The organism is Streptomyces durocortorensis, from assembly GCF_031760065.1.
Lineage (GTDB): Bacteria > Actinomycetota > Actinomycetes > Streptomycetales > Streptomycetaceae > Streptomyces.
Map to the genome: position 1 here is coordinate 2461726 of NZ_CP134500.1, position 24531 is coordinate 2486256.

Here is a 24531-nt window from a genome sequence, read left to right on the forward strand (position 1 = left end):
TGCCGTTCGGCAACCTGCAGAAACCTCCGCCTGCCATGCTCCACGCTCCCCCGTGAGACGCCGTGTCAATAAGGATGTGAACAAGACGCACCTAAACACGATCGGCCGCCGCCCGCTAGAGGGCGACGGCCGATCATGCTTTGACCTGCGGTTTTACGGGACTATCGGCCCGAGGGGCTGACCAGCACGGTCATCGTGGAGCCGTTGCGCGGCTCGTGGACGATGGAGATGCGGGTGTTCGTGTCAGGAACCTTGACACTGCCCGTGGGGTTCTCCTTGTACCAGTAGGTGCCCCTGCGGTCGTCGAAGACCGGGTTGCCGAACGAGGGCTTGATCCTCACCGGGACGTCCGCGTTGTGGAGCGTGAAGCCCTTGTTCGGGTACCAGCTGAACGGCGCGTCGAACGGCTGGATCTTGTTGCGCAGGAGCGAGCCGTCCTTCCACTTCAGCGGCTTGGCGTGCGAGTCGATCGGCAGGATCAGACCCTGGCCCGGGTGGACCGAGGTGTTGTTGTCCTTCTGCGAGGTGTCCCACAGCCAGATCAGCAGACCGGTCTGGTACGCGTAGTGCTCGACCCAGCTGGGGCGGGTGGCGGAGAAACCGAAGTTGTACGGGCCGACCTTGAGGGTCTCGTCGTAACTGACGTACTGCCGGTTCTCCGCGATGTAGTACTGCGGGTAGTCCGCCGTGAACGACTCGCCGATCCGCGAGAAGCCCTTCGACGTCCAGCCGTTGTCGTCGCCCTCGGCGTTGTCCGAGAAGAGCGTGGCGCCGTCGGCCGTGATGGTGATCTCGTCGGCCGTGAAGCCCTTGCCGCTCACGCCGCCGTCCGTCTGGTAGCGGAAGCGGAGGTCGATCTTCTTGCCCGCGTAGGCGTCCAGGGAGAAGGAGAGCTCCTTGTGGTCGCCCGAGACGTCGGTCAGGGCGGGCTTGTCACTGGCATCGCGCGGGAGGGCCTTGCCGTCGGCGGTGCCGTCGAGCGCGGTCCAGCTGCTGCCGCCGTTGTCGGACACCTCGGTGTAGAGGTAGTCGTAGTCGGCCTCGATGTCGTACCAGCCCGAAAGGTCCAGCGTGGCCTTGGACTTGCCGGTCAGGTCCACCGAGCGGGTCAGGGTGTTCGACAGGTCGTCGCCCATGTCGCTCCACCACTGCTTCGCACCCTCGGCGGGCTTGACGACGGTGGTGGTGACGGCCTTCTCCGGCAGCTCGACGACGAGCGCCTGCGGGTTCTTGGTGTTGTACGCCGAGACGCCCAGCTTGTGCAGCGAGGTCTTGCCCGCCTTGGCCGTGTCGTAGTCGAGCCAGCCCAGCTGGAGCTTGTCCCAGGAGGTCATGTCGCCCGGCAGGTTGCCGATCTCGCCGTCGCCGGTGCCGAGCCAGGAGCCCGCCGACATCAGGGACCAGAAGCCGACCGAGTTCTCGCCGCCGCCGGAGGTGTCGTACAGGTCCGGCAGACCGAGGTCGTGGGCGTACTCGTGGGCGAAGACGCCCAGCCCGCCGTTCTCGGGCTGGACGGTGTAGTCGCCGACCCAGATGCCCGTGTCGCCGATCTGGGCGCCACCGGCCTTGTTGTACTCCGGGCCGGTCGAACCGGCGTTGGTGCCGTACGCGTACCAGCGGTGCGCCCAGATGGCGTTGGTGCCCTCGGCGCCGCCGCCGGCCGACTCGTCCTCACCGGCGTGGACCAGCTGGAAGTGGTCGATGTAGCCGTCGGGCTCGTTGAAGTTGCCGTCGCCGTCGTGGTCGTAGCGGTCCCACTGGTCGTACTCGGCCAGGTTCGCCTTGATCTCGGCGTCGGTACGGCCCTTGGCCTGCTGGTCGGCGACCCAGGCGTTCACGCCGTCGCGCACCGCGTCCCAGACGTTGGCGCAGTTGGACTGGCCGCAGTAGTTGGAGCCGTAGCGGGCCTCGTTGTACTCGACCTTCACCCAGTCGGAGACCTCGCCCTCGACCGAGTAGCGGCCCGAGGAGGTCTTCTCGTAGTAGGTCTTGAGCGAGTGGACGCCCTTGCCCTCGCCGAAGTAGAGCTTCTGGAAGTGCTCCCGGTTGTAATCGGCCTTCCAGGCGGTGCTGTTGTCCTTCTCCGGGTCCGGCTCGGCGATCTCGTTGTGCGCCGGGCCGGGGGCGCCGCCGTACTTCTTCACCGGCGGCTTGGGGCCGTCGCCGTCCGGGTCGTACATCGTGGTGTCGTCGACCTTGTCGCCGAACTCCAGCAGGATGGTGAAGATCTTGTCGGTCTTCTCCCGGCCGAGCTCCACGTACTTCTTGTTGTCGAGCTTGACGACCTTGGAGCCGCCCCGGTTCGACACCTTCTTGTCCCCGGACAGCACCTCCTCCAGCGCGGCCTCCCGCTGCGCCGCCTGCTGTTCGCTGAAGGGGCCTTCCAGGTTGTGCTCCACATGCCCCTTCGCCGGCGCCGGGTCCTGGCGGTCGACGATGGGGGCGGCGGAGCCCGACGTGGTCTCATGCGCCTGGGCGGTGGCGAAGGTCGACGCCGTCGCCGCAGTCGCGGCCATGGCCACGACAACAGCAGCGGCGCGAAGCGCCCGTCTCTGATTGGTCACTTGATGCAGTCCTCCCCGGGCGTCCGCGCAGCGGCCAGGGGGGTATGGAGAGGGCCGCCCGCGTAAACGCGTCACAAGTGACGACATTCGATCGAAGTTATGAGAGAAAAGACAGACCTTGACTTGAACAGGCCAAGTGCACTATGCAGGACGGCCATTCCGGTATGCGGACGGCAAATAACTCACCAGGAATGAGCACCGTCGTCAACAGGCGCGCCGGACAGTCCGGTTGGCCGAGACGTGACTCCGTGCGCCCCCTGTGCACCAGTACCGTGGGTTAGGTCACGCTTACCGCCGGTCCGGCTCGGGCATCCACCGTCGTAGGGTCGCTCGACACCGCGACCGCGTCGACCGCCCGCCCATCCGACGTCCCGAGGACGGAAACCGCCATGCCGCGTCCGACTGCCGCTCAGTTCGCCTACGGTTCGGCCACCGTCGTCGTCACCGCCCTCGCCCTGCTGCTCCTGTTCCGTACGGAGTCGGGCGTCGGCGTGGCCGCCATCGGCACGGCCTCACTGGTGCTCGGCCTGCTGGCGGCCCTGACCCTGCCCGCCGCGACAAAGAGCGCCGCACCGACCGCTGCCGCCACCCGTACACACCGGGCCCTGGAGGAAGTCGGAGCGCGGGAGCGGGTTCCGGCGGCCCGTCCGCCCGCCCCCCCGTCCGCCCCCACGTCCGCACGGGCGGGTGAGCACTCGCTGCGCCGCTGAGCACCCTAGGGGACGACGACCACGACGGTCTTGGCCGCCTTGTCCTGGAGTCCCTGCCGATAGGGCTTGTCGGTGAACATCAGCACGATGTTGATCAGCCACCACAGGCACGGGCAGCACAGCAGCGCCGGGGCCCACAGCACGACGGCCCGCGTCAGCGCGGCGTTCGTGTCGGGCACCCGCCCGTCGCTGAGCATCGCGACCCGCAGCTTCAGCAGCCGCTTGCCCACGGTGCGGCCGTCCTTGTGCGTGAAGTACGTGTCGTACGCGACGTACACCACCAGGCCGATGAGCGACCACACCAACTGCTGGCCGGTGTAAGCGGCGTTGAACCCGCTGTCCCCGCCCCCGTCGACGTCGACCGCGCCGCCCCACGGCAGCGAGATCAGATACAGCGGGATCGAGATGATGAGGAAGTCGATGAGCCGCGCCAGGATGCGCTTGCCGGGCTCGGCCAGCGGCGGCATCCCGGCCAGCGGGTCGGGCGCCCCGAAGCCGCCGCCGCTGCCGTACGGGTCGTTCGGCGGCGGGGGCGGCGGAGGGGGCGGTGTACTGCCGTACGGCTGACCGTCGGACGGCGGCGGGGGCTCCTGCGGCTTCTTGAGGAACGGATCGTCGTCCTCGGGCGGCTGGCCGGGCGTCGGCTGGTCGTTGCTCATGGGGGCAGTGCATCCCGCCCCACCGGGGCCCGCAACGGCTCAGGTGCGTTCGGGGGACGCGCAGCGGCATACGAGTCTAAACAGGTTTGCCGCCGCCCGCCCGGCCACGCTCTTCCGGAACGCGGTCAGCCGGTCAGCCTGTCAGCCGGCGACGAAGGTGCGGGCCGCCTTGTCGTGCCAGCACTGGCGCCAGGGGCGGTCGAACAGGCACCAGAGCACGTTGACCACCCCGAGGGCGAGGACGCCCAGCACGCCGTAGACGAGCCAGCGGCGCAGGGCCGCGCCCAGCGAGGGCGTGTCGTGGGACTCGATGTCCCGTACGTCGAGCCCGAAGAGCTTCTTGCCCAGCGTCCGGCCCCACTTGGCGGTGGGCAGCGCCTCCAGGAGGAAGCCGAGGAGCAGGAACGCACCGAGCACGGCACCCAGCAGCGCCCCGGTGGTGGCGTCCAGCAGCCAGACGGTGACGGTCTCTCCTGTCCGCTCCGCCGCGGTGATCTTCCGGTCGATGTGATCGAGCGCCTGCGCGGTCAGCGGTACGGCCACCGCCCCGACGGCCGCGCCGAGCACGAGGTTGTCGACCAGCCGGGCGGCGAGGCGCTTGCCGAGACCGGCGGGCCGGGCCGAGGCCTGCGAGCGGGCGAGCTGCTGGAAGGGGTCGTCGACCGGCGGCTTCCAGGGCACGACGGGCTGCTGGTCGGCGCCGGCGCTCTGAGACTGCTGGGGCTGCTGGGGCGCCTGCCGCGGGTCGGGCTGGGCCAGTTGGTGGACCTGCTGCGCCCAGGAGGCCGATCCGCCGCCGGGCCCGGGGGTCAGGGGGGAATGCAGAGCGGCCGGGGCCGGCTCGGGGGCGGTGGACGAGGCCGGGGCCGGCGTCGGGGCAGGGGCGGGAGCAGGGACCTGGACCGGGCCCTGGAGCGGGCCGTGGGGTGTCGCGGGCGGGGCCGGGGCCGGGGTCGGGGCCTGCGAGGTCGTCGGGTTCGGGGCGGCCGGGGCGTTCCGGGCCGCCGGAATGGGCTGCGGGGCCTGCGGTGTCTGCGGGCCCTGTGGGGCGCCGGAGTCCGGCTGTGCGGTCCCGGGGGCCGTGGACCGGCCGCCCGCGCCGGGCGCCCGGATCGTCATCGTGCCCTCGCCGGGGGCGGACCCCGCCTCTTGCCGGTTCGACGGACCGGCCTCGCCGCCCCGGCCGACGGCGCGGATCGTGACGGTGCCCTCGGTGGGCGGGCGCGACCCGGCCGGGCCGGGGGCCCGGTCGCCGCCGTCCCGCATCCCCGGCAGGGCCCCGCCGGTCGGGTCCTGCGCCACGGAACCGCGCGGGTCGACGGGCGGCGAAGCGGCGGCCGCCCTCGGGTCCGCGGGCCGACCGGGCTGCGACGCCGGGGCCCCGGGCTCCGGCGTCGCACCGCCCCAGGAGACCCGACGGTCCCGTTCGCCGCCGAAGCCGGTCTGCCGGGCGGTGTCCGCCTGCCAGACGGACGCGGCCTCCGGGCCGTCCGGCCCGGCCGGGCCGGAGGCGCCGGAAGGGCCGGAGGATGCCGGGGCCGCGTCGTCCTCCTCGTCGAAGAAGATCGGACCGGTCTCGTCCGCGGGGGTCACGGGAGCCGCGGGAGTCATGGGAGCCGACGGAGTCGCCGGTGCCGGGGCCGGGGCCTGGGCCTGGGCCTGAGGACTTCCCGGGGAGCCCGGGGCGGCCTGCTGGGGCGCGGGGCGGCTCGTACCGGGGACCCAGGACGCACCGTTCCAGTACCGGACGTATCCGGGGATGGACGGGTCGGGGTAGTAGCCCTCGCGGGGGCTTTCGTCACCGGGTGCCGGAGTTGGCGCGCTCATCAGCGGGTCCCGTATCTCTTCGAGGCCTCAGGCCGTCCCCGCCGGGCGGGCGGACGGCCTCAATACAAGGGTCCACATCTATCAGACAGCCGCCCGCCCCCGGGCCGGTCCGCCTGTTTGGGACCACTTTCGAGATGACCCGAAGTTTTTTTGAGAAGTCGCGTAATAGGTGGCGGGGAGGGCGCTCTCTCCTTGTGCGGGACGGTCACGGGACCGGCCCACGAGCACCGGAAGGTCGTGCATTCTCATGATGAACATCGTGGAACGTGAGCTGGAGCTGAAGCTCGTCCTGTCCCCCGAGCGGTCCATCCCCGTACCCGCCCGGCTGACGTATCGCACCGACGACCCCTACGCCGTGCACGTCGCCTTCCACATCGGCTCCGAGTCGCCCGTGCACTGGACGTTCGCCCGGGAGCTGCTGGTGGAGGGCGTGTTCCGGCCGTGCGGGCACGGGGACGTACGGATCTGGCCGACGAAGGTCGCGGGCCGCAGCGTGATCTGCGTGGCCCTGACCTCCCCCGACGGCAACGCCCTCCTCGAAGTGCCCTCGGCCGCCGTGGCCGCGTGGGTCGAGCGGACGCTGCGGGTGGTGCCGCCGGGCACCGAGAGCGACCGGCTCGGCATCGACGAGGCACTCGCGGAGCTGCTGGCCCCGCTGCCCGCCGACGACCTGTGGCTGGGCGACCCGTGGTCGGCGGACGAGACGCCGTCGCAGGACGGTGAGGCGTGAGGACCCTCGTAGGAAGCGGGTGTCAGAAGAGCTTGCCGGGGTTGAGGAGGCCGAGCGGGTCGAAGGCGGCCTTGATGGAGCGCTGGAGCTCGATGCCGGTCTCCCCCAGTTCGCGGGCGAGCCACTCCTTCTTGAGGACACCGACGCCGTGTTCGCCGGTGATGGTTCCGCCGAGCTCCAGGCCGAGCGCCATGATCGCGTCGAAGGACTCCCTGGCCCGGCGGGACTCGTCGGGGTCGGCGTGGTCGAAGCAGACGACGGGGTGGGTGTTGCCGTCGCCCGCGTGGGCACAGACGCCGATGGTGAGGTCGTACTCCTCGGCGATGGCTGCCGTGCCCGCGAGCATCGCGCCGAGCTGCGAGCGCGGGACGCAGACGTCGTCGATCATCGTGGCGGACTTGACGGTCTCCAGCGCGGTGAGCGACATCCGGCGGGCCTGGAGGAGGAGTTCGGACTCGGCCGGATTGTCGGCCGGGACGACTTCGGTGGCCCCGGCGGCGGTGCACAGCTCCCCGACGGCGGCGAGGTCCGCCGACGGTTCGGGGGTGTCGAAGGCACAGAGCAGCAGGGCCTCGGTGGACTCGGGCAGGCCCATGGAGGCGAGCTGGTTGACGGCACGCACGGTTGTCCGGTCCATCAGTTCGAGGAGTGACGGGGTGTGACCGCGCTCCATGATCCGGCACACAGCGTCACAGGCAGTGGCCGCCGAGGGGAACTCGGCGGCGAGGACGAGCTGCTGCGGCGGCTGCGGTTTGAGCGCTAGGACGGCCTTGACGACGATCCCGAGACTGCCCTCGGAGCCGACGAAGAGCCGGGTGAGGTCATAGCCGGCGACGCCCTTGGCGGTGCGGCGGCCGGTGGTCAGGAGCCGCCCGTCGGCGAGGACGGCCTCCAGGCCCAGGACGTATTCGGCGGTGACCCCGTACTTCACGCAGCACAGGCCGCCGGACGCGGTGCCGATGTTGCCGCCGATGGTGCACGTCTCCCAGCTGGAGGGGTCCGGCGGGTAGTACAGCCCGTGTTCGCCGACCGCGCGTGAGAGCACCGCGTTGATGACGCCCGGCTCGACGACGGCGATCCGGTCGACCGGGCTGATCTCCAGGATTCGGTCCATCTTGACCAGCGAGAGCACGATGCAGCCGTCCGAGGCGTTGGCCGCGCCGGACAGGCCGGTACGGGCGCCCTGCGGGACGACCGGGACGCGCAGCGCGGTCGCGGTGCGCATGACGTGCTGGACCTGCTCGACCGTGCGCGGGAGGACGACGACGGCCGGGGCGCCCGCCTCGCAGAAGCTCGCCATGTCGTTCGCGTAGGACGCGGTGACGTCCGGATCGGTGATCAGGGCCTCGGGAGGCAGTCCCGCGCGCAGCCGTTCGAGGAGATCGCTCATGATCCAAGCGTGTCACCCGGGGCCAATGGTGTGAACCCGTATGCGCCAGCGATCCCAAGGCGCGGTGTGCTCGTATGACTGACGCACAGTGATGGCCATGGATGTCATGCCCCAGCAGGATCCCGAGTCCCGCCGGCCGCCCGAGCCGTCCCCGCACGACCCCCACGTGATGCCCGCCGAAGGCGCCACCGCCGTACCGCAGCCTCCTCCCAGTCTGCGGACCACCCTGCGCCGGGCCGCGCTCGGGGCGGTCGCCGCGGGGGTGCTGCTGGCCGGGGCGCTGGTGGCGGTACCGGACGGGAAGGACGACGGCCCGAAGGAGCCGGGGCCGGTCGAGCGGGCCGAGGCGGCGGCCGCCGCGGGCTCCCCCGCCGCGCTCTCGGACCTCACGGCGCTGATCGGGGACCGGCAGAAGTGGGTGGAGTCGCACCCCTCCGACGCCCCGTCCTGGGCGACGCTCGGCACGGCGTACGTGGAGTGGGCGCGGCGCTCGGCGGACCCGGCGTACTACGCCCGCGCCGAGCAGGCCCTGAAGCGGTCGCTGGAGGTCCGGCCGGGCGAGGACGGCAACGGGGAGGCGTGGGTGGGGCTCGCGGCGCTGGCCAACGCCCGGCACGACTTCCTCGCGGCGAAGCGGTGGGGCGAGACCGTGCGGAAGCAGCAGCCGAAGACCTGGAGCGTGTACCCCGTCCTCATCGACGCGTACACCGGGCTCGGCGACCGCAAGGCGGCGACCGCGGCGACGGAGAAGTTCGGCGAGCTGCGCAAGGGCGTCCCGGCGCTGGCCCGCACCGCCGAGCTGTACCGGGGCCAGGGCTGGCGCGAGGACGCCCTGGCCACCGCCCGGGAGGCGGCGGACCGGGCGACCACGCCCGCCGAGAAGGCCGAGGCGCTGCACCGTCTTGGCGAGCTGGCCTGGGAGCGGGGCGAGCCGGCGGAGGCGGTGGCGCAGTTCGACGCGGCGCTGAGCACGGAGGCCGGTCATCACGCGTCGCTGGCCGGGAAGGCCCGGGCCCTGGTGGCGCTGGACCGCACCGACGAGGCGCTGGCCGCGTACCAGAGCGCGATCGAGAGGCTGCCGCGCCCGGAGTACGTCCTCGAACTGGGCGAGCTGTACGAGGCGCAGGGCCTGGACGGGGATGCCCGCAGCCAGTACACGAAGCTGCGGGAGATGGTGGCCGCGGCGAAGAAGGCCGGGGTCGACGAGTCGCTGCTGCTGGCCCGGTTCGAGAGCGATCACGGCGACCCGGAGGCGGCGGTGGAGCTGCTGCGCGCCCAGTGGCGGGCGCAGCACCGCAGTGCGGCGGTGGCGGACGCGCTGGGCTGGGCGCTGCACCGGGCGGGCAGTTCGCAGGAGGGCCTGGAGTACGCGGCACAGGCCGTGGGCACGGGCGTGCGGAACGCCTCGTACGCGTACCACCTGGGCGTGATCCAGCGGGAGCTGGGGGACTACGGTCCGGCCCGCCGCCATCTGGAGGAGGCCCTGCGCACCAATCCGGCGTTCTCGCCGCTGGCCGCGCCGCTGGCGAAGCAGGCCCTGGAGACGCTCGGCGACCCGCCGCCGGGCGGCCCCGGCGTCATGTGGGCGCCCCCGCAGCCGCCCGCCCCCGAGCCGAAGCCGAAGACGGAGCCGAAGACGGAGACGGAGACGAAGAAGACCGAGGCCCCGGCTCCGGCTCCCTCGAAGTCCCCGGACCCGGCCCCCTCCCCGTCGGCTTCGGCATCCGCTTCGGCATCCGTTTCGAAGAGTCCGTGAGGCGGACGGCGCAACGGTGAACGCCGCCGCGGTCCGGGGTACTGCCCCGGGCCGCGGCGGCGTTCTGCACCGGCAGCGCGGATCAGAGGTTGCCGCGCTTGGCCTGCTCGCGCTCGATCGCCTCGAACAGGGCCTTGAAGTTGCCCTTGCCGAAGCCCATGGAGCCGTGGCGCTCGATCATCTCGAAGAAGACGGTCGGGCGGTCCTGGACCGGCTTGGTGAAGATCTGGAGCAGGTAGCCGTCCTCGTCGCGGTCGACGAGGATCTTCAGCTCGCGCAGGGTCTCCACGGGCACCCGGGTCTCGCCCGCCCACTCGCCGAGCGTGTCGTAGTAGGAGTCGGGGACGTCCAGGAACCGGACGCCCGCGGCCCGCATGGTGCGCACCGTCGAGACGATGTCGTTGGTGGCGAGCGCCAGGTGCTGGACGCCGGGGCCGCCGTAGAACTCCAGGTATTCGTCGATCTGCGACTTCTTCTTCGCGATCGCCGGTTCGTTGATCGGGAACTTCACCTTCTTGGTGCCGTCGGCCACGACCTTGGACATCAGGGCCGAGTACTCGGTCGCGATGTCGTCGCCCACGAACTCCTTCATGTTCGTGAAGCCCATGACCTCGTTGTAGAAGGCGCACCACTCGTTCATCTTGCCGAGCTCGACGTTGCCGACGCAGTGGTCGATGGCCTGGAAGGTGCGCTTTGCGGGCGGCTCGACCATCGGGTCGGCGGCGACGTAGCCGGGGAGGTAGGGGCCGTCGTAGCCGGAGCGCTCCACCAGGGTGTGGCGGGTCTCGCCGTACGTGGCGATGGCGGCGAGGACGACGGTGCCGTTCTCGTCCTTGACCTCGTGCGGCTCGGTGATGCCCCGGGCGCCGTGCTCGACGGCGTACGCGTAGGCCGCGCGGGCGTCCGGGACCTCGATCGCGAGGTCGATGACCCCGTCGCCGTGCGCGGCGACGTGGTCGGCGAGGAACGTGCCCCACTCGGTGGAGGCCTTGATCACCGAGGTGAACACGAAGCGGGCGGCGCCGTTGGTCAGGACGTAACTCGCGGTCTCGCGGCTGCCGTTCTCCGGTCCGGAGTAGGCGACCAGTTTCATGCCGAAGGCGGTCGAGTAGTAGTGCGCGGCCTGCTTGGCGTTGCCCACGGCGAAGACGACCGCGTCCATTCCCTTGACCGGGAAGGGGTCGGCCTGCCGGGCGGTTTCGGGGCTGGTGTGCAGAGTCTCAGTCATGTTCGAAGGCTCTCCCCACATCGCAAGGTGCGCAATAGTTCGCGTATTCACTGGTCAATCTGCCCAGTCCATCGCCATGATGGCCGGGCTATCTGTACAGGCTGACCATCGAAGGCGGGATCATGGCGATCGATCATCTGGACGGGCGGCTCATCGTGCTCCTGGCACGCGAACCGCGGATCGGTGTCCTCGAAGCCTCCCGGCGGCTCGGGGTGGCGCGCGGGACCGTGCAGGCGCGGCTGGACCGCCTTCAGTCGAATGGCGTCATCCGGGGTTTCGGCCCGGACGTCGATCCGGCGGCACTCGGCTATCCGGTCACCGCGTTCGCCACGCTGGAGATCAAGCAGGGCCAAGGGGCCGACGTACGGGCCCATTTGGGCGGGGTGCCGGAGGTGCTGGAGCTGCACACCACCACCGGCCACGGAGACATGCTGTGCCGGCTCGTCGCCCGCTCCAACGCCGATCTTCAGCGGGTGATCGACCGGGTTGTCGGATTTGATGGCATTGTCCGGGCCTCCACGGCCATCGTCATGGAGAACCCGGTTCCGCTGCGGATCATCCCGCTGGTGGAACAGGCGGCCGAGGACACCGACTGAGCCGAGGGCCGAGGGCCGAGGACCGACTGAGCCGAGGGAGTGCCGTGTGAGTTTCTGGGAGTATCTGAACACCCGCCACCAGCAGCTCCTGACGGACGCGTTCCAGCACGTCAGCGCGGTCTTCCAGTGCATGGTCATCGCCACCGTGCTGGGCGTGCTCATCGGGGTGGTGAGCTACCGCAGCGGCTGGGGCGGCTCGCTCGCCATCACCTCCACGGCGACGGTCCTCACCATCCCCTCCCTCGCCGCGATCGGTCTGCTGATCCCGCTGGTGGGTCTCGGCGTCGCGCCGACCGTGATCACCCTGACCCTGTACGGACTGCTGCCGATCGTCCGCAACTCCGTCGTCGGGCTGCGGGGCGTCGACCCCTCGCTGGTCGACGCGGCGACGGGCATCGGGATGTCCCGGCTGGCCCGGCTCTGCCGGGTGGAGCTGCCGCTCGCCTGGCCCCCGATCCTGACCGGCATCCGGGTTTCCACCCAGATGCTGATGGGCATCGCCGCCATCGCCGCGTACGCCTCCGGGCCCGGCCTCGGCAACGAGATCTTCCGGGGCATCGCCTCGCTGGGCAGCGCCAACGCGATCAACCAGGTCCTCGCGGGCACGCTGGGCATCGTCGTGCTCGCCCTGCTCTTCGACGCCGCGTACGTCCTGCTGGGGCGGCTGACCATCCCGAGGGGAATCCGTGCCTGAGACCGAGACCGATCCCGCTGTCACGACCGCGGACGGGGCCGCCGCCACCTCCGGGGCCACCATCCATCTGGAGAACCTGACCAAGAGGTACCCGGGCAACCCGAATCCGGCCGTCGACAACGTCTCCATGGACATCAGGGCGGGCGAGACCGTGGTCTTCGTCGGCCCGTCCGGCTGCGGGAAGTCCACAACGCTGAAGATGATCAACCGGCTGATCGAGCCGTCCTCGGGCCGGATCAGGATCGGCGACGAGGACGTCACCGACATCGACCCGGTGAAGCTGCGCCGCAAGATCGGGTACGCCATCCAGTCCTCGGGCCTCTTCCCGCACATGACGGTCGCGGACAACATCGCCCTGGTCCCGAAGATGGTCGGCTGGTCGAAGTCCCGGGTGAAGAACCGGGTGGAGGAGATGCTCGACCTGGTGGGCCTGGACCCGCGCGAGTACCACGGCCGCTATCCGCGCCAGCTCTCCGGCGGGCAGCAGCAGCGCGTGGGCGTGGCGCGGGCGCTGGCCGCCGATCCGCCGGTGCTGCTGATGGACGAGCCGTTCGGGGCGGTCGACCCGATCACCCGCGACCACCTCCAGGACGAGCTGATCCGGCTCCAGCACGAGTTGCACAAGACGATCGTGTTCGTCACCCACGACTTCGACGAGGCGATCAAGCTCGGTGACCGGATCGCGGTACTGCGGGAGCGGTCGCACATCGCACAGTTCGACACCCCCGAGGCGATCCTGACGAACCCGACGGACGACTTCGTCTCCGGCTTCGTCGGCGCGGGCGCGGCCCTCAAGCGCCTCAACCTCACCCGCGTACGGGACGTGGGCATCGCGGACTTCCCGACGGTGACGGTCGAGGACCCGCTCCAGACGATCTTCAACAAGCTGCGCAACGGCCCGCACAACGAGCTGCTGATGCTGGACCGCAGGAACCGCCCGTACAAGTGGCTGCGGCGGGGCGATCTGATGCGGGCGCGCGGTTCGCTGGCGCGGGCCGGGCAGCTGGTGCACGACACGGTGACCCGGGACGCCACGCTGCACGACGCACTTGAGGCGGTGCTGACCGACAGCGGGGGGCGGGTCGCGGTGACCGGGCGGCGCGGCGAGTTCATCGGGGTCGTCGACATGAAGACGCTGATGGACAACGTGCAGGAGCTGCTGGAGGCCGACCGGCTGACCGCCATGGAGCACCAGCACGAGCTGGAAGAGCTGCGCGTCCACCAGACGGAGCAGGAGCTGGAGGGGGGTGGCGGCGGAGTATGAGCCCCAGTCAGCCCTCCGGCTCCGGCAAGGGCCCGGCCGCCCCCACCCGGCCGCCGGGCGAGCACGACGTCAAGGGCCACGCGTTCCACGACGAGGAGAGCGACCCCTCCCCCGCCCCGGCCGCGCCCGCGCGCCGGATCACCTGGCGGAAACTGGCGATGATGCCGGTGGTGCTGGCGGTCATCCTGGTCGTCACCTACGTATGGATCACCAACATCCACCTGGACTCGATCGCGGAGAACTCGCTCTCCGGCGGCAATGTGCAGCTGCGCTGGTGGCAGCACGTACGGCTGACGGCGATCTCCACGTTCTGGGTGCTGATCATCGCGATCCCGCTGGGCATCGCGCTGACCCGGCGGCGGCTGCGGAAGGCCGCCCCGGCGTTCACGGCGCTGGCCAACATCGGGCAGGCGACCCCGGCGATCGGTCTGCTGGCGCTGCTGGTGATCTGGCTGGGCATCGGCCCGCGCACCGCGATCATCGGCATCGTGATCTACGCGGTGCTGCCGGTGCTCTCCAACACGGTGGCCGGTCTGCGGGCGATCGAGCCGAACATGATCGAGGCGGCGCGCGGGATGGGGATGTCCGGCCGGGGCGTCCTGATGAAGGTGGAACTCCCGCTCGCGGTGCCCCTGATCCTGGCGGGAGTACGTACGGCCCTGGTCCTGAACGTGGGCACGGCGACGCTGGCGACGTTCGGCGGGGGCGGCGGGCTGGGTGATCTGATCACCTCGGGCATCCAGACGCAGCGGATGCCGGTGCTGATCATCGGCTCGGTGCTGACCGTGGTGCTGGCGCTCCTGGTGGACTGGCTGGCCTCACTGGCCGAACTGGCGCTGACGCCGCGCGGGCTGGAGGAGCGGTGAGGAAGGCGACGTACGGTATCCGGGTCCTGGCGGCCGCGTCCTTGGTGCTGCTGGTGGGCGGCTGCGGGCTGAAGAGCGGTTCGCCGATGGTGGACGACGTGTCGCCGGGGTCGGTCGGCCGGGGCGAGCCGCTCAAGGGCGCGACGCTGACGGTGACCTCGAAGAACTTCAGCGAGAACATCATCCTCGGCCAGATGACCGGCCTGGTGTTCAAAGCGGCCGGGGCGGAGGTCCTGGACCGGACGAACCTGCCGGGCTCGATCAGCGCCCGCGAGGCCATCATCAACGGCGACGCCGACGCGCAGTGGGACTACACCGGCACCGGCTGGATCACGTTCCTGGGCCACGCGGACCCCATCGACGACCCGCAGGAGCAGTACGAGGCGGTACGGGACGAGGACCGGGGCAATGGGGTCGTGTGGCTGCCGCCCGCCCCGCTGGACAACACGTACGCGCTGGCCATCAGCAAGGAGAACAACGCCCGGTACCGGCTGAGGACCCTCTCGGACGTGGCCGCTCTGGCGAAGAAGGACCCGGGCGCGGTGACGATCTGCGTGGAGAACGAGTTCGCCTCACGCGACGACGGGCTGCCCGGCATGGAGAAGGCGTACGGAATGAGGATCCCGGCGGCCAACATCCAGAAGATGGACGCCGGGATCATCTACACCCAGGTCTCCGAGTCCGACTCCTGCCTGCTGGGCGAGGTGTTCACCACCGACGGCCGGATCAAGGCGATGGACCTGGACGTCCTGGAGGACGACCGGCACTTCTTCCCCAACTACAACGCGTCCCCGGTCATCCACGAGGCCACCTTCGAGAAGTACCCGGTGATCGCGGAGCTGCTGGACCCGCTGGCCCGGAAGCTGACGACCGAGGTCGCGCAGACGCTGAACGCGAAGGTGGACGTGGACGGGGAGGACCCGCACGAGGTCGCGAAGGAGTGGCTGGTGGAGGAGGGGTTCATCGAGGAGGGGTGAGCCGCATGGCGTGAGTTGCCTGAGGCGCCTTGCCCGAGGCACGTTACAAAGACTTCGTTGCAAAGATCTGTTGCAAAAAACCCTTGCAAAGCAAGCTTTGCAACTCTACAGTCGCGGCATGGCAGAGAACGAGAACGGCGTCGCCCACAAGCTCCACACCGTCGACGCCCGCACCCTGCGCGCGATCGCGCACCCGCTGCGGATTCGCCTGCTCAACGCGCTGCGCGAGTTCGGCCCGGCGACCGCCTCCAAGCTGGGCGAGCGACTGGGCGAGTCGAGCGGCGCGACCAGCTACCACCTGCGTCAGCTGGCGGAGAGCGGCCTGGTCGAGGACGCTCCGGAGCTCGGCAAGGGCCGCGAGCGCTGGTGGCGGGCGGTCCACGACGGCTCGACCTTCGACAGCGCGGACTTCCGGACGCACGCCGACCCGGAGGTGCGCGGAGCCATCGACGTCGTACTGCACGAGACGGCCACCACCCACGCCCAGGAGCTCAACACCTGGCTGGGCACGATGGGCGACTGGCCGGAGGAGTGGCAGCGCAGCTGGGACATGAGCGACTTCAAGGTCCGCCTCACCCCGGAACTGGCAAGGGAGATGGCCGAGAAGATGCACGAGCTCGTGCAGAGCTACCGGGACCGCGTCCCGGAGGGCACCGAGGGATCGGCTGTCGTCCGCACTCACCTGCACGCCTTCCCGCGCCCCTCCGAATGAGCACCCCACCCCAACACCCGACGGACCGAAGGGAATTACTCATGCACTCCGACATCCACCACGTCCTGCACGCCACCCGGGCGGTCGAACTCCACACAGAGGCAGCGAAGTTCGACTCCGGGGCGGCGGATTTCCAGATCCCCCGCATGGGCCTCCGCAGCCGGATCGGCTGGACCCTGGTCGAGGTGGGCTTGCGGCTGACGACCCGGAGCACCCCTCCGGCCGCCGCATTCCGCACGGCGTAACACCGGACTCGGGGGAGGTACGACCATGGGGCACCGCGCCCCGCTCGCCGCCACGCTCGCGGCCAACTCCATTTCCACCGCCGGGACTTCGCTCACCCTGATCGGGGTGCCGTGGTTCGTCCTGGAGACCACCGGCAGTGCGGGCCGGGCGGGTGTCGTCGCCTTCTGCGCGACCCTGCCGATCGTCCTCGCCGCGCTCGTCGGCGGACCGGTCATCGACCGGATCGGCCGCCGCCGGATCGCCATCGCCTCCGACGTCGTCTGCGCGTCGGCCATCGCGGCGATCCCGCTGCTGCACTTCGCCGACGCCCTCGACTTCTGGCTGCTGTGCGCGCTGATGGCGCTCAACGGGTTCGCCCACACCCCGGGCAACACCGCGCGCTACGTCATGATCCCCGACCTCGCCGAGCACGCGGGAACCACGCTCCCCCGGGCCGCCAGCCTCTTCGACGCGGTGTCGCGCGGGGCGCGGATGGTCGGCGCGGCCCTGGCGGGCGTCCTCATCGCCTTCGTCGGCGCGGAGACGGTCCTCCTGCTGGACGCGGCGACGTTCGCCCTGTCCGCCCTGCTGATCTCCGTCGGCGTACGGGGTGTCCGCGCGGCCGAACCGCGCACGGCCGAGACGCCCGTCTCGCTGCGCGCGTACGGCACCGAGCTCCGCGAGGGGTATGCCCACGTGCTGGGCGACCGGCTGCTGCTGGCGATCGTGGTCATGGTGATGTTCATGAACGGCACGGACCAGGGATGGCACGCGGTCCTTCTCCCCGTGCACGCCGGGACCGAGCTGGGCGGGGCACGGGACATCGGGCTGCTGACCGCACTGTTCGGGGCGGGCGGGCTGACGGGGGCCCTGCTGTACGGGGCGGTGGGGCACCGCTTCCCGCGGCGGGCGGTGTTCACGGTGTGCGTGATCCTGTGCGGTGTGCCGAGGTTCCTGGTCGCCGCGGTGACCGGGACGACACCGCCGCTGGCGGTGACCATGCTGCTCGGCGGTATCGCGGGCGGCGTGCTGAACCCGATCCTGACGACGGTGCTCTACGAACGCGTACCCGACCGGCTGCGGAGCCGGGTCTCGGGGGCGCTGACCGCGGGCTGCGAGTTCGCCATGCCGGTGGGCGGTCTCGTGGCCGGGTTGCTGGTGGAGGGCGCGGGCGCGACGGGGGCGCTGCTGGCGATGGGCGGGGTGTACCTGCTGGCCACGCTGAGCCCGCTGGTGTTCCCGTCCTGGCGGACGCTGGACGACCCGCCGCTGGTGAAGGCCGGAGGGACCGGCGCGGCCGACGGGGTCGGCAGCGGGATCGGCGGGGTCAGCAGCTCGGAACCTTCCCGCCCTTCTCCAGCGCCTTGAGCGAGTCCACCGCGCCGCCCAGCGTCGTGACGGGGATCAGCCGCAGCCCCTCGGGCCGCTCCGCCTCCGCCTCCCGGCACTCGGCCTTCGGCACGAGAAAGACGGTCGCCCCGTCGCGGTGGGCGCCCTGCGTCTTCATGGACACCCCGCCGACCGCGCCGACCTTGCCGTCCGCGCTGATCGTCCCCGTACCGGCGATGGTCCGGCCGCCGGTCAGATCGCCGCCGGAGCCGTCACCGACGAGCTTGTCGATGATGCCGAGGGAGAGCAAGAGACCGGCGCTCGGACCACCGATGTCACCGAGGTCGACGTCGACCCGCATCGACCCGGGCTCGCGGTCCAGGTAGTTCAGGGCGGCGTCGACGGCGACGTTCTGCGACTCCTTCATGTCGTTCAGATTGTGCTGCTCGATCTCCTTCTCGGAGCCGCCGGTGGGGTAGACGGAGTCCCGGGGCATGACCGCCCGGTCCGTACGGAACCAGCCATCGATCACCGAGCCGATGCGGACGTCCGCCTTCGGCCCGGTGGCGAGGATCGTGGTCATCCGCAGCTGCCCCTCGGTGGCCCGGGTCTCCGCGCCGGTGATGGTGATCACCGGTCGGCCGCCGTCCTCGCCGAGCACGTCCGCGGTCACGCCGGCCCGCGCCAGGGTGAACGGGAGCGGCGCGAGGGCCGCCGTACCGAACAGGGCGAGGACGGGCAGCGCGCAGAGAGCGAGCGCGCGGAGGCGCGAGAGACGAGTGAGCACGCACCCAATCTAACCGGCGCGCCCTGGCGGAAACGCGCCAGGCGTACGTCTCCCCGTCGACCCGGCCCTAACGCAGCGCGTCGGCCACTTCCCGGGCGGCGTCGAGCACGCGGGGTCCGACACGTTCCGGTACGGCGTCGGCGAGCATGACCACGCCGACGCTGCCCTCCACGCCCGAGACCCCGATCAGGGGCGCGGCAGCCCCGCTGGCGCCGGCTTCTAGTTCGCCGTGGGTGAGAGTGTAGCCGGGGTGGCCGGAATCCGTCGTCTGCCGGGCGGACAGGATGGCCCGGCCCGCCGCGCCCCGGTCCAGCGGGTGACGGAATCCGGCCCGGTAGGCCACGTGGTAGTCGGTCCAGGTGGGCTCGACGACGGCGACCGCGAGGGCGTCGCTGCCGTCGACGAGGGTGAGGTGGGCGGTGGCCCCTATGTCCTCGGCCAGGGAGCGCAGCGCGGGGAGCGCGGCCTCCCGGACGAGCGGGTGCACCTGTCGGCCGAGCCGCAGCACACCGAGGCCGACCCGGGCGCGGCCGCCCAGGTCGCGGCGTACCAGGGCGTGCTGCTCCAGGGTGGCGAGCAGACGGTAGACGACGGTCCGGTTGACACCGAGTTTGTTGGACAACTCGGTGACGGTCAGTCCGTGATCGGTGTCGGCGAGCAGTTTGAGGACGCGCAGTCCTCGGTCGAGCGTCTGGGAAGTCTCCGCTGTCACGACGCCCTCTCCTCTTCGGGGTGAGCGACGACGGCCGGCTCCGGGGGTTGCGACGCCGGTCCCAGCGGCAACGCACGGAGAGGCCGCCGGTCTGGCAAGGCACCGGCTGCGCTCCGCGGCGGCGTTGCCACGGGGCGTTCATATGGCGGGGACAGTAGCGAGCCGGTCCGCTCAGCGGAAGTCCTCGTCCAGAATCCGGTCTCCGGATACGGGGCCCCGGTACCGCCCGCGCATAAGCACCGGTCAGCGGGACGGCGTCCGGAAAGCGAACATCTACGCGCGTTAACGTGTCACGACACCGATGCGACACGGCCACCCACGCAGGTGAACCAGCGTTAACAGCACGTCAACGGCCACGGCAGAAATTTCCCGCGAACGCACTCGGCCCGTACGGAGAGTGCCTCTCCGTACGGGCCGACGCGGTGCCGGCCGGGGGCCCGTCACGTCATCCGGGTCGCCCACTCCTGGACCTTGGCGATGCGCTGCTGGATCTGGCCCGCGGTCGCCTCGGCGCTCGGCGGGCCGCCGCACACGCGGCGCAGCTCGGTGTGGATGACACCGTGGGGCTTGCCGCTCTGGTGGGTGTAGGCGGAGACCATCGTATTGAGCTGCTTGCGCAGGCTCAGAAGCTGCTTGTGGGTGACGACGGGCCGCGCCTCGGCGGGCTTCTCCAGGAGGTCGGCCTCCTGGGCCGGCTTCTGGCGGCTGTGCGCGATCTGCCGGCTCTGCCGCTTCTGAAGGAGAAGCTGCACCTGGTCCGGTTCGAGAAGCCCGGGGATGCCCAGGTAGTCCTGCTCCTCCTCGCTGCCGGGGTGGGCCTGCATGCCGAACTCGGCGCCGTCGTACAGCACCCGGTCGAAGACCGCGTCGGACTCCAGGGCCTCGAAGGGCAGCTGGTCCTCGGTCTCCTCGTCCTCCAGCTTCTCGGCGTCGGCGAGGAGCTGGTCCTCCTCGGCGAAGGGGTTCTCCTCGTCGCTGCCCTTCTTCGGCTTGTCGAGGACGTGGTCGCGCTCGACCTCCATCTCGTTGGCGAAGTCGAGGAGCATCGGGATGGTCGGCAGGAAGACGGAGGCGGTCTCGCCGCGGCGGCGGGAGCGCACGAAGCGCCCGACGGCCTGGGCGAAGAAGAGGGGGGTCGAGATCGTGGTCGCGTAGACGCCGACGGCCAGGCGCGGCACGTCGACGCCCTCGGACACCATGCGGACGGCGACCATCCAGCGCGACTCGTCGGCGCTGAACCGGTCGATCTTCTTCGAGGCGGCCTTCTCGTCGGAGAGGACGACGGTCGCGGACTCCCCGGTGACCTTCTTGAGGATCTTGGCGTACGCGCGCGCCGACTCCTGGTCCGTCGCGATGACGAGCCCGCCCGCGTCGGGGATGCCCTTGCGGACCTCGGTGAGCCGCTTGTCGGCGGCGGCGAGCACGTTGGGAATCCACTCCCCGGTCGGCGCGAGCGCGGTCCGCCAGGCCTGCCCGATGGCGTCCTTGGTCATCGGCTCACCGAGCCGGGCGGCGATCTCGTCCCCGGCCTTGGTGCGCCAGCGCATGTTGCCGCTGTAGCTGAGGAAGATCACGGGGCGGACGACGCCGTCGGCCAGGGCGTTCCCGTACCCGTAGGTGTAGTCGGCCGAGGACCGGCGGATGCCGTCGTTGCCCTCCTCGTACGCGACGAAGGGGATCGGGTTGGTGTCCGAGCGGAACGGCGTACCGGTCAGCGCGAGCCGCCGGGTCGCCGGGTCGAACGCCTCCTGGCAGGCCTCGCCCCAGGACTTCGAGTCACCGGCGTGGTGGATCTCGTCGAGGATCACGAGCGTCTTGCGCTGCTCGCAGCGGTTGCGGTGCAGCATCGGCCGTACGCCGACACCGGCGTACGTCACGGCGACGCCGTGGTACTCCTTGCTGAGCGGACCGGCGCTGTAGTCCGGGTCGAGCTTGATCCCTATCCGGGCGGCCGCCTCCGCCCACTGCTTCTTGAGGTGCTCGGTCGGGGCCACCACGGTGACCTGCTGGACGACATGGTGGTGCAGCAGCCATGAGGCGAGGGTCAGCGCGAACGTGGTCTTGCCGGCGCCGGGCGTCGCGACGGCGAGGAAGTCGCGCGGCTGCTCCTGGACGTACCTCTCCATGGCGCCCTGCTGCCAGGCTCGCAGCTTGCCCGCCGTGCCCCAGGGGGCGCGGCCGGGAAAGGCGGGTGAGAGGTGGTGGGAGGCGGTGGTAGTAGTCACGGTCTCCGGTTCGGGGCTCTCGGGTACGTGGGGCGCTGCCGGCCCGGGAGCGGTCCCGATGGACCTCGCCCGCGATACGACAACCGGGCCACCTTACCGGGGGGCCGGTTGAAACCCGCTACGAACAAGCCGCGCCGAAGCCCGACGAGACCGTGCTCACATCGCGTCGTGCAGCGCTCTCAGCCGCCCTGCGATCTGGTCCACGTCCTCAAGGCTGCCCATGGCCACTTCGATGACGAGTTTGTACGCCTCGTCCTGGTCGACCTCCACCATGTCGGCCCCGTTGATGTCGAGGAACACGACCGTGGACATCCACGCCATACGCTTGTTGCCGTCAACAAGCGGGTGGTTCACAGCCAGGGACTGCAACAGCCCGGCGGTCTTCTGGAACAGGTCCGTGTACGCCTCGACACCGAACATCTGCGACTGCGGCCGATGAACCGCCGAGCTGAGCAACCCCAGGTCGCGCACCGCGACCTGCTGCCCCCCGCAGGCGAGCTCCGCCAGGTCCAGGACTTCCTGAACCGTCAGGTATTTCACTACTCCCCCAGCCTCCGCAGCAGATCAGCGTGGCGCACCGCGTACTTCGCACCGAGCCGGCGAACCGACTCCCGGTCGGCCTCGACCTCCAGATAGCGGTCGATGGCCTGAAGCACTATGGCGTGCATGCTCCGCCCCTCCTGCTCAGCACGCTGCTTGAGGGCTTCGGTCTGGTCGTCACGGAGACGCAGGTTCATGGCCATACCAGAACGGTACCACCCATGGGGTCAAAGCAGTACCACTACCTCTCCCGCACCCGGGTCGCCACCCAGGCCCCCACCACCGCCACCCCCGCCATCGGCAGGAACACGGCGGCGAACGCCGCCGGGTGCGAGCCCGAGGCCCCCGCCCCCACCGCGGCCCCGTGCGCGGCCGCCCCCATCGCCCCGCCCCCGAGCGCGGCGAAGGCGGCGCCGCCGGTCGCCAGGAGCAGCACGTTGGAGAGCCCGTCGGAGATCTGGAGGGCGGCGGAGTTGGAGCCCGCGTCCTCGGGGGCCGACAGCTTCAGCAGGAGCACGCTGGTGGAGGCGATGACCATGCCCATCCCGAAGCAGCCGAAGGCCCAGGCGACGGCGACGATCCAGACGGGGACGGCGTCGATCAGTACGGAGGGCGCCGCCGCGATCGAGGCGGCGACCAGCACCATGCCACCGACCATCAGCCGCTCCCGGTGCGGCTCCATGCGCGGCCGGGACTGTACGTACGAACCGAGCGCCCAGGTCGCCCCGCCCACGGCCAGCGAGAGCCCGGCCAGCGTCGGGGACAGCCCCCGCTGGGTGACCAGCATCAGCGGTACGAAGGACTCGGCGGCGATGAACGACCCGGCGGCGACCCCGCGCAGCAGCACCACCGAGGGCAGCCCGCGCCCGGCCCGTACGGTGCCGGTGGGCAGCAGCCCCCGTACGGCGGGCACCAGCAGGGCGACGCCGAGCGCGGCGGGCAGCAGGGCGAGCCAGTTCAGCTCCTGCCCGGCGTACTGGAGCAGCCCCGCCCCCGCCGAGATCCCGAGCGCGAGCCGGATGCGGCGGCGGTCGTACGGTGCGGCCGCGGCGGCCGGGTCCGCGGGCCCGGAGGCCATCCGCCGGATCGCCGGGAGCGCCAGGGCCAGTGGGATCACCACGAGCACGGGGATGCCGGCGAAGACCCAGCGCCAGCCGAGGTGCTCGGTCACCGTTCCGGAGGCGAGCGGCCCGACGACGGAGGGGATCACCCAGCTCGCGGCGAAGGCGGCGAGGATGGCGGGCCGGATGCGCTCGGGGTAGGCCCGCCCGATGACCACGTACAGCGCGACGATCACCAGCCCGCCGCCGAGCCCCTGGACCGCCCGCCCCGCGATGAAGACCCACATGCTGCCCGCCGCCCCGGAGAGCAGCAGCCCGGCGCCGAACGCGGTGATCCCGGTGGCCAGCGGCTGGAGCGGCCCGCGCCGGTCGGCCCACTGCCCGGAGAGGACCATGGCGAAGAGGCTGGTGGTGAAGTACGCGGAGAAGGCGAACGCGTAGAGCGGGATGCCGTTCAGCTCCCGTGCGGCGACCGGCATGGCCGTACCGACCGCCGTCGCCTCGAACGCGATGAGGAACACCACGGAGACGATGCCGATGCTGAGCGCCCGGTAGGTGCGCCCCAGAACCCCTTCGCCGTCCGCGCCGACGGGGAGGCGGGGCGGCGGGCCGGAGGGCAGGTCATCGCTGGGCGCGGGGCGTGCGGCGTCGGTGCCGTCATGTGGTTCGAGGGCGGTCATCGCCCCAGAGTAAGGGGCATAACTCGGTTTGAACCCTGTCGATATATGGTCCGGCCCTCGGCCCTTGGTCGTAGGTCCCGGGCCGGACACGAACGGCGTAGGGCAGTCGCATCGCGTCCCGGCAGGATTCCCTGAGCGGGCGGAAGTGGTCGCCCCTCGCGCGGGCGCGGCCACCTCCGCGTACGCACACGCGTGGGGCGCCGCTCACGCCTTGAGCGCGTCGATCACCTCGCGCACGTCGCTGATCAGCGCGCCTTGGTACGGAGAGAGCTCGGGAAGGACGGGCCCGCTGTCCGGGCCGTCGTCACCCTCACCGTCGTACAACGTCGAGACGGATATGCCCAGCGTGATGACAGCGCCGCCGTCCAGCACGGACACCTGCGAGGAATCGTCGTCCATCGTCACCAGATAGGCGCTGTCCCCGAGATCGGGAATCCTCTCCGCCTTGACGACCTCGGTCCCGAAGGGGTCCCTCTCCTTGATCAGCGCCTCGAACTCGGGCCCCGGATCGGTCTCCTTGTGCAGCTCGATCCTCATCGGGACATAGAGCTGGACGGACCACCCGGCCGCCGCGTCCTCCTCGGGGGCCTCGAAGGGAGTGAGCGAGACCGCGCAGTCGACGCGGTCGACGGCAGGATGCTCGATCCGCCCCGGCTGCTCGGACGGGCCGTCTTCCGCCTTTCCGGCGGCGCCGGAGAGCGCAGTGAGCTTCATCGCGGCACAGGGCTCCTCCCCCAGCCGGTACCCCCGCAGATCCGGCTTCCCGTCACCGAAACCGTACGTGAACACCGCCGCCGCCCACACCGCGGAGGCGACGACCGCTCCGCCCAGCCCCCACAGCAGCCCCGCCCCGCGCCGCCGCCCGGATGCGGGCTCGCGGTCGAACCCGCTCACCGCCTCCGCGGGCGCACCCGGTTCGAACTCCCCCACCAGCTCCGGCTCGGAAATCACGCCTGGCCACTCCCCCTGGATCAACGACGGTCGGAAAGCACGCCTGGC

General features: G+C 71.0%; 23 protein-coding genes. 11 read left to right on the forward strand and 12 right to left on the reverse strand.

What is annotated here, in order from left to right; genetic code table 11:
• Nucleotides 1-161 precede the first annotated feature (161 nt).
• The gene (locus tag RI138_RS10880) at nucleotides 162-2564 is read right to left on the reverse strand and encodes an immune inhibitor A domain-containing protein (RefSeq protein ID WP_311119747.1); all 2403 of its coding nucleotides are present in this window, start codon (nucleotides 2562-2564) and stop codon (nucleotides 162-164) included.
• Nucleotides 2565-2953: 389 nt separating this feature from the next.
• On the opposite strand from RI138_RS10880, the gene RI138_RS10885 reads away from it, so the two are divergent.
• The gene (locus tag RI138_RS10885) at nucleotides 2954-3274 is read left to right on the forward strand and encodes a hypothetical protein (protein WP_311119748.1); all 321 of its coding nucleotides are present in this window, start codon (nucleotides 2954-2956) and stop codon (nucleotides 3272-3274) included.
• 5 nt (nucleotides 3275-3279) lie between these two features.
• Here the strand turns inward: RI138_RS10885 and RI138_RS10890 are convergent, their stop codons facing one another.
• Nucleotides 3280-3933 carry an RDD family protein gene (locus RI138_RS10890; RefSeq protein WP_096628564.1) on the reverse strand — a complete coding sequence of 218 codons (654 nt, stop codon included), beginning with the start codon at nucleotides 3931-3933 and terminating at the stop codon, nucleotides 3280-3282.
• A 141-nt stretch (nucleotides 3934-4074) separates the two neighbouring features.
• Entirely contained in the window at nucleotides 4075-5760 is a 1686-nt protein-coding gene (locus RI138_RS10895) for an RDD family protein (protein WP_311119749.1), read from the reverse strand.
• A gap of 247 nt (nucleotides 5761-6007) precedes the next feature.
• On the opposite strand from RI138_RS10895, the gene RI138_RS10900 reads away from it, so the two are divergent.
• A complete protein-coding gene (locus tag RI138_RS10900) occupies nucleotides 6008-6490 on the forward strand; it encodes an SsgA family sporulation/cell division regulator (RefSeq protein WP_311119750.1) in 483 nt (160 codons plus the stop codon).
• A gap of 22 nt (nucleotides 6491-6512) precedes the next feature.
• Here the strand turns inward: RI138_RS10900 and RI138_RS10905 are convergent, their stop codons facing one another.
• Nucleotides 6513-7880 (reverse strand): FAD-binding oxidoreductase, encoded by a 1368-nt coding sequence (locus tag RI138_RS10905; protein WP_311119751.1) that lies wholly within the window; start codon nucleotides 7878-7880, stop codon nucleotides 6513-6515.
• A gap of 97 nt (nucleotides 7881-7977) precedes the next feature.
• Here RI138_RS10905 and RI138_RS10910 point away from each other — a divergent pair, with 97 nt between their 5' ends.
• The gene (locus tag RI138_RS10910) at nucleotides 7978-9636 is read left to right on the forward strand and encodes a tetratricopeptide repeat protein (protein WP_311119752.1); all 1659 of its coding nucleotides are present in this window, start codon (nucleotides 7978-7980) and stop codon (nucleotides 9634-9636) included.
• 82 nt (nucleotides 9637-9718) lie between these two features.
• Here the strand turns inward: RI138_RS10910 and hppD are convergent, their stop codons facing one another.
• Nucleotides 9719-10864, reverse strand: a complete 1146-nt coding sequence (gene hppD / locus RI138_RS10915) for a 4-hydroxyphenylpyruvate dioxygenase (protein WP_096631043.1) — start codon at nucleotides 10862-10864, stop codon at nucleotides 9719-9721.
• A gap of 122 nt (nucleotides 10865-10986) precedes the next feature.
• On the opposite strand from hppD, the gene RI138_RS10920 reads away from it, so the two are divergent.
• From RI138_RS10920 to RI138_RS10955, 8 genes are all read left to right on the forward strand, one after another.
• Complete coding sequence (locus tag RI138_RS10920; protein ID WP_096631041.1) at nucleotides 10987-11460, forward strand: Lrp/AsnC family transcriptional regulator; 474 nt, start codon at nucleotides 10987-10989, stop codon at nucleotides 11458-11460.
• Nucleotides 11461-11506: 46 nt separating this feature from the next.
• Complete coding sequence (locus RI138_RS10925) at nucleotides 11507-12154, forward strand: ABC transporter permease (RefSeq protein ID WP_096631040.1); 648 nt, start codon at nucleotides 11507-11509, stop codon at nucleotides 12152-12154.
• Complete coding sequence (locus tag RI138_RS10930) at nucleotides 12147-13418, forward strand: betaine/proline/choline family ABC transporter ATP-binding protein (RefSeq protein ID WP_311119753.1); 1272 nt, start codon at nucleotides 12147-12149, stop codon at nucleotides 13416-13418. The genes RI138_RS10925 and RI138_RS10930 overlap by 8 nt, the downstream gene beginning before the upstream one ends.
• On the forward strand, nucleotides 13415-14284 hold the full coding sequence (locus RI138_RS10935; RefSeq protein ID WP_311119754.1) for an ABC transporter permease: 870 nt from the start codon (nucleotides 13415-13417) through the stop codon (nucleotides 14282-14284). The genes RI138_RS10930 and RI138_RS10935 overlap by 4 nt, the downstream gene beginning before the upstream one ends.
• Before the next feature lie 86 nt (nucleotides 14285-14370).
• A complete protein-coding gene (locus tag RI138_RS10940; RefSeq protein WP_311122851.1) occupies nucleotides 14371-15261 on the forward strand; it encodes a glycine betaine ABC transporter substrate-binding protein in 891 nt (296 codons plus the stop codon).
• A gap of 118 nt (nucleotides 15262-15379) precedes the next feature.
• Complete coding sequence (locus tag RI138_RS10945; protein ID WP_311119755.1) at nucleotides 15380-15973, forward strand: ArsR/SmtB family transcription factor; 594 nt, start codon at nucleotides 15380-15382, stop codon at nucleotides 15971-15973.
• A 41-nt stretch (nucleotides 15974-16014) separates the two neighbouring features.
• Nucleotides 16015-16218, forward strand: coding sequence for a hypothetical protein (locus RI138_RS10950; RefSeq protein WP_311119756.1), 204 nt, complete (start codon nucleotides 16015-16017; stop codon nucleotides 16216-16218).
• A 25-nt stretch (nucleotides 16219-16243) separates the two neighbouring features.
• Nucleotides 16244-17566: an MFS transporter gene (locus tag RI138_RS10955; RefSeq protein WP_311119757.1), complete on the forward strand. Its 1323-nt coding sequence runs from the start codon at nucleotides 16244-16246 to the stop codon at nucleotides 17564-17566.
• Here RI138_RS10955 and RI138_RS10960 read toward each other — a convergent pair.
• From RI138_RS10960 to RI138_RS10990, 7 genes are all read right to left on the reverse strand, one after another.
• Nucleotides 17526-18314, reverse strand: coding sequence for a S16 family serine protease (locus tag RI138_RS10960; protein ID WP_311119758.1), 789 nt, complete (start codon nucleotides 18312-18314; stop codon nucleotides 17526-17528). The genes RI138_RS10955 and RI138_RS10960 overlap by 41 nt on opposite strands.
• A 67-nt stretch (nucleotides 18315-18381) precedes the next feature.
• On the reverse strand, nucleotides 18382-19026 hold the full coding sequence (locus RI138_RS10965; RefSeq protein ID WP_096631029.1) for an IclR family transcriptional regulator: 645 nt from the start codon (nucleotides 19024-19026) through the stop codon (nucleotides 18382-18384).
• A 440-nt stretch (nucleotides 19027-19466) separates the two neighbouring features.
• Complete coding sequence (locus RI138_RS10970; RefSeq protein WP_096631028.1) at nucleotides 19467-21251, reverse strand: DEAD/DEAH box helicase; 1785 nt, start codon at nucleotides 21249-21251, stop codon at nucleotides 19467-19469.
• Nucleotides 21252-21407: 156 nt separating this feature from the next.
• Entirely contained in the window at nucleotides 21408-21791 is a 384-nt protein-coding gene (locus RI138_RS10975) for a type II toxin-antitoxin system death-on-curing family toxin (protein ID WP_311119759.1), read from the reverse strand.
• Nucleotides 21791-21988: a ribbon-helix-helix protein, CopG family gene (locus RI138_RS10980; RefSeq protein WP_398864242.1), complete on the reverse strand. Its 198-nt coding sequence runs from the start codon at nucleotides 21986-21988 to the stop codon at nucleotides 21791-21793. Before RI138_RS10980 ends, RI138_RS10975 begins: the two co-directional genes overlap by 1 nt.
• 44 nt (nucleotides 21989-22032) lie before the next feature.
• Nucleotides 22033-23532: an MFS transporter gene (locus RI138_RS10985; RefSeq protein ID WP_311119761.1), complete on the reverse strand. Its 1500-nt coding sequence runs from the start codon at nucleotides 23530-23532 to the stop codon at nucleotides 22033-22035.
• Between the two features lie 204 nt (nucleotides 23533-23736).
• Nucleotides 23737-24483, reverse strand: coding sequence for a hypothetical protein (locus RI138_RS10990; protein WP_311119762.1), 747 nt, complete (start codon nucleotides 24481-24483; stop codon nucleotides 23737-23739).
• Between the last annotated feature and the right edge of the window lie 48 nt (nucleotides 24484-24531).

Bases quoted from the DNA above. Each gene is read 5' to 3' on its own strand.
- RI138_RS10900 (WP_311119750.1), top strand. From the start codon at position 6,008: ATGATGAACATCGTGGAACGTGAGCTGGAGCTGAAGCTCGTCCTGTCC.
- RI138_RS10885 (WP_311119748.1), top strand. From the start codon at position 2,954: ATGCCGCGTCCGACTGCCGCTCAGTTCGCCTACGGTTCGGCCACCGTC.
- RI138_RS10950 (WP_311119756.1), top strand. From the start codon at position 16,015: ATGCACTCCGACATCCACCACGTCCTGCACGCCACCCGGGCGGTCGAA.
- RI138_RS10980 (WP_398864242.1), bottom strand. From the start codon at position 21,988: ATGAACCTGCGTCTCCGTGACGACCAGACCGAAGCCCTCAAGCAGCGT.
- RI138_RS10935 (WP_311119754.1), top strand. From the start codon at position 13,415: ATGAGCCCCAGTCAGCCCTCCGGCTCCGGCAAGGGCCCGGCCGCCCCC.
- RI138_RS10905 (WP_311119751.1), bottom strand. From the start codon at position 7,880: ATGAGCGATCTCCTCGAACGGCTGCGCGCGGGACTGCCTCCCGAGGCC.
- hppD (WP_096631043.1), bottom strand. From the start codon at position 10,864: ATGACTGAGACTCTGCACACCAGCCCCGAAACCGCCCGGCAGGCCGAC.
- RI138_RS10945 (WP_311119755.1), top strand. From the start codon at position 15,380: ATGGCAGAGAACGAGAACGGCGTCGCCCACAAGCTCCACACCGTCGAC.
- RI138_RS10955 (WP_311119757.1), top strand. From the start codon at position 16,244: ATGGGGCACCGCGCCCCGCTCGCCGCCACGCTCGCGGCCAACTCCATT.
- RI138_RS10895 (WP_311119749.1), bottom strand. From the start codon at position 5,760: ATGAGCGCGCCAACTCCGGCACCCGGTGACGAAAGCCCCCGCGAGGGC.
- RI138_RS10920 (WP_096631041.1), top strand. From the start codon at position 10,987: ATGGCGATCGATCATCTGGACGGGCGGCTCATCGTGCTCCTGGCACGC.
- RI138_RS10910 (WP_311119752.1), top strand. From the start codon at position 7,978: ATGGATGTCATGCCCCAGCAGGATCCCGAGTCCCGCCGGCCGCCCGAG.
- RI138_RS10890 (WP_096628564.1), bottom strand. From the start codon at position 3,933: ATGAGCAACGACCAGCCGACGCCCGGCCAGCCGCCCGAGGACGACGAT.
- RI138_RS10940 (WP_311122851.1), top strand. From the start codon at position 14,371: ATGGTGGACGACGTGTCGCCGGGGTCGGTCGGCCGGGGCGAGCCGCTC.
- RI138_RS10985 (WP_311119761.1), bottom strand. From the start codon at position 23,532: ATGACCGCCCTCGAACCACATGACGGCACCGACGCCGCACGCCCCGCG.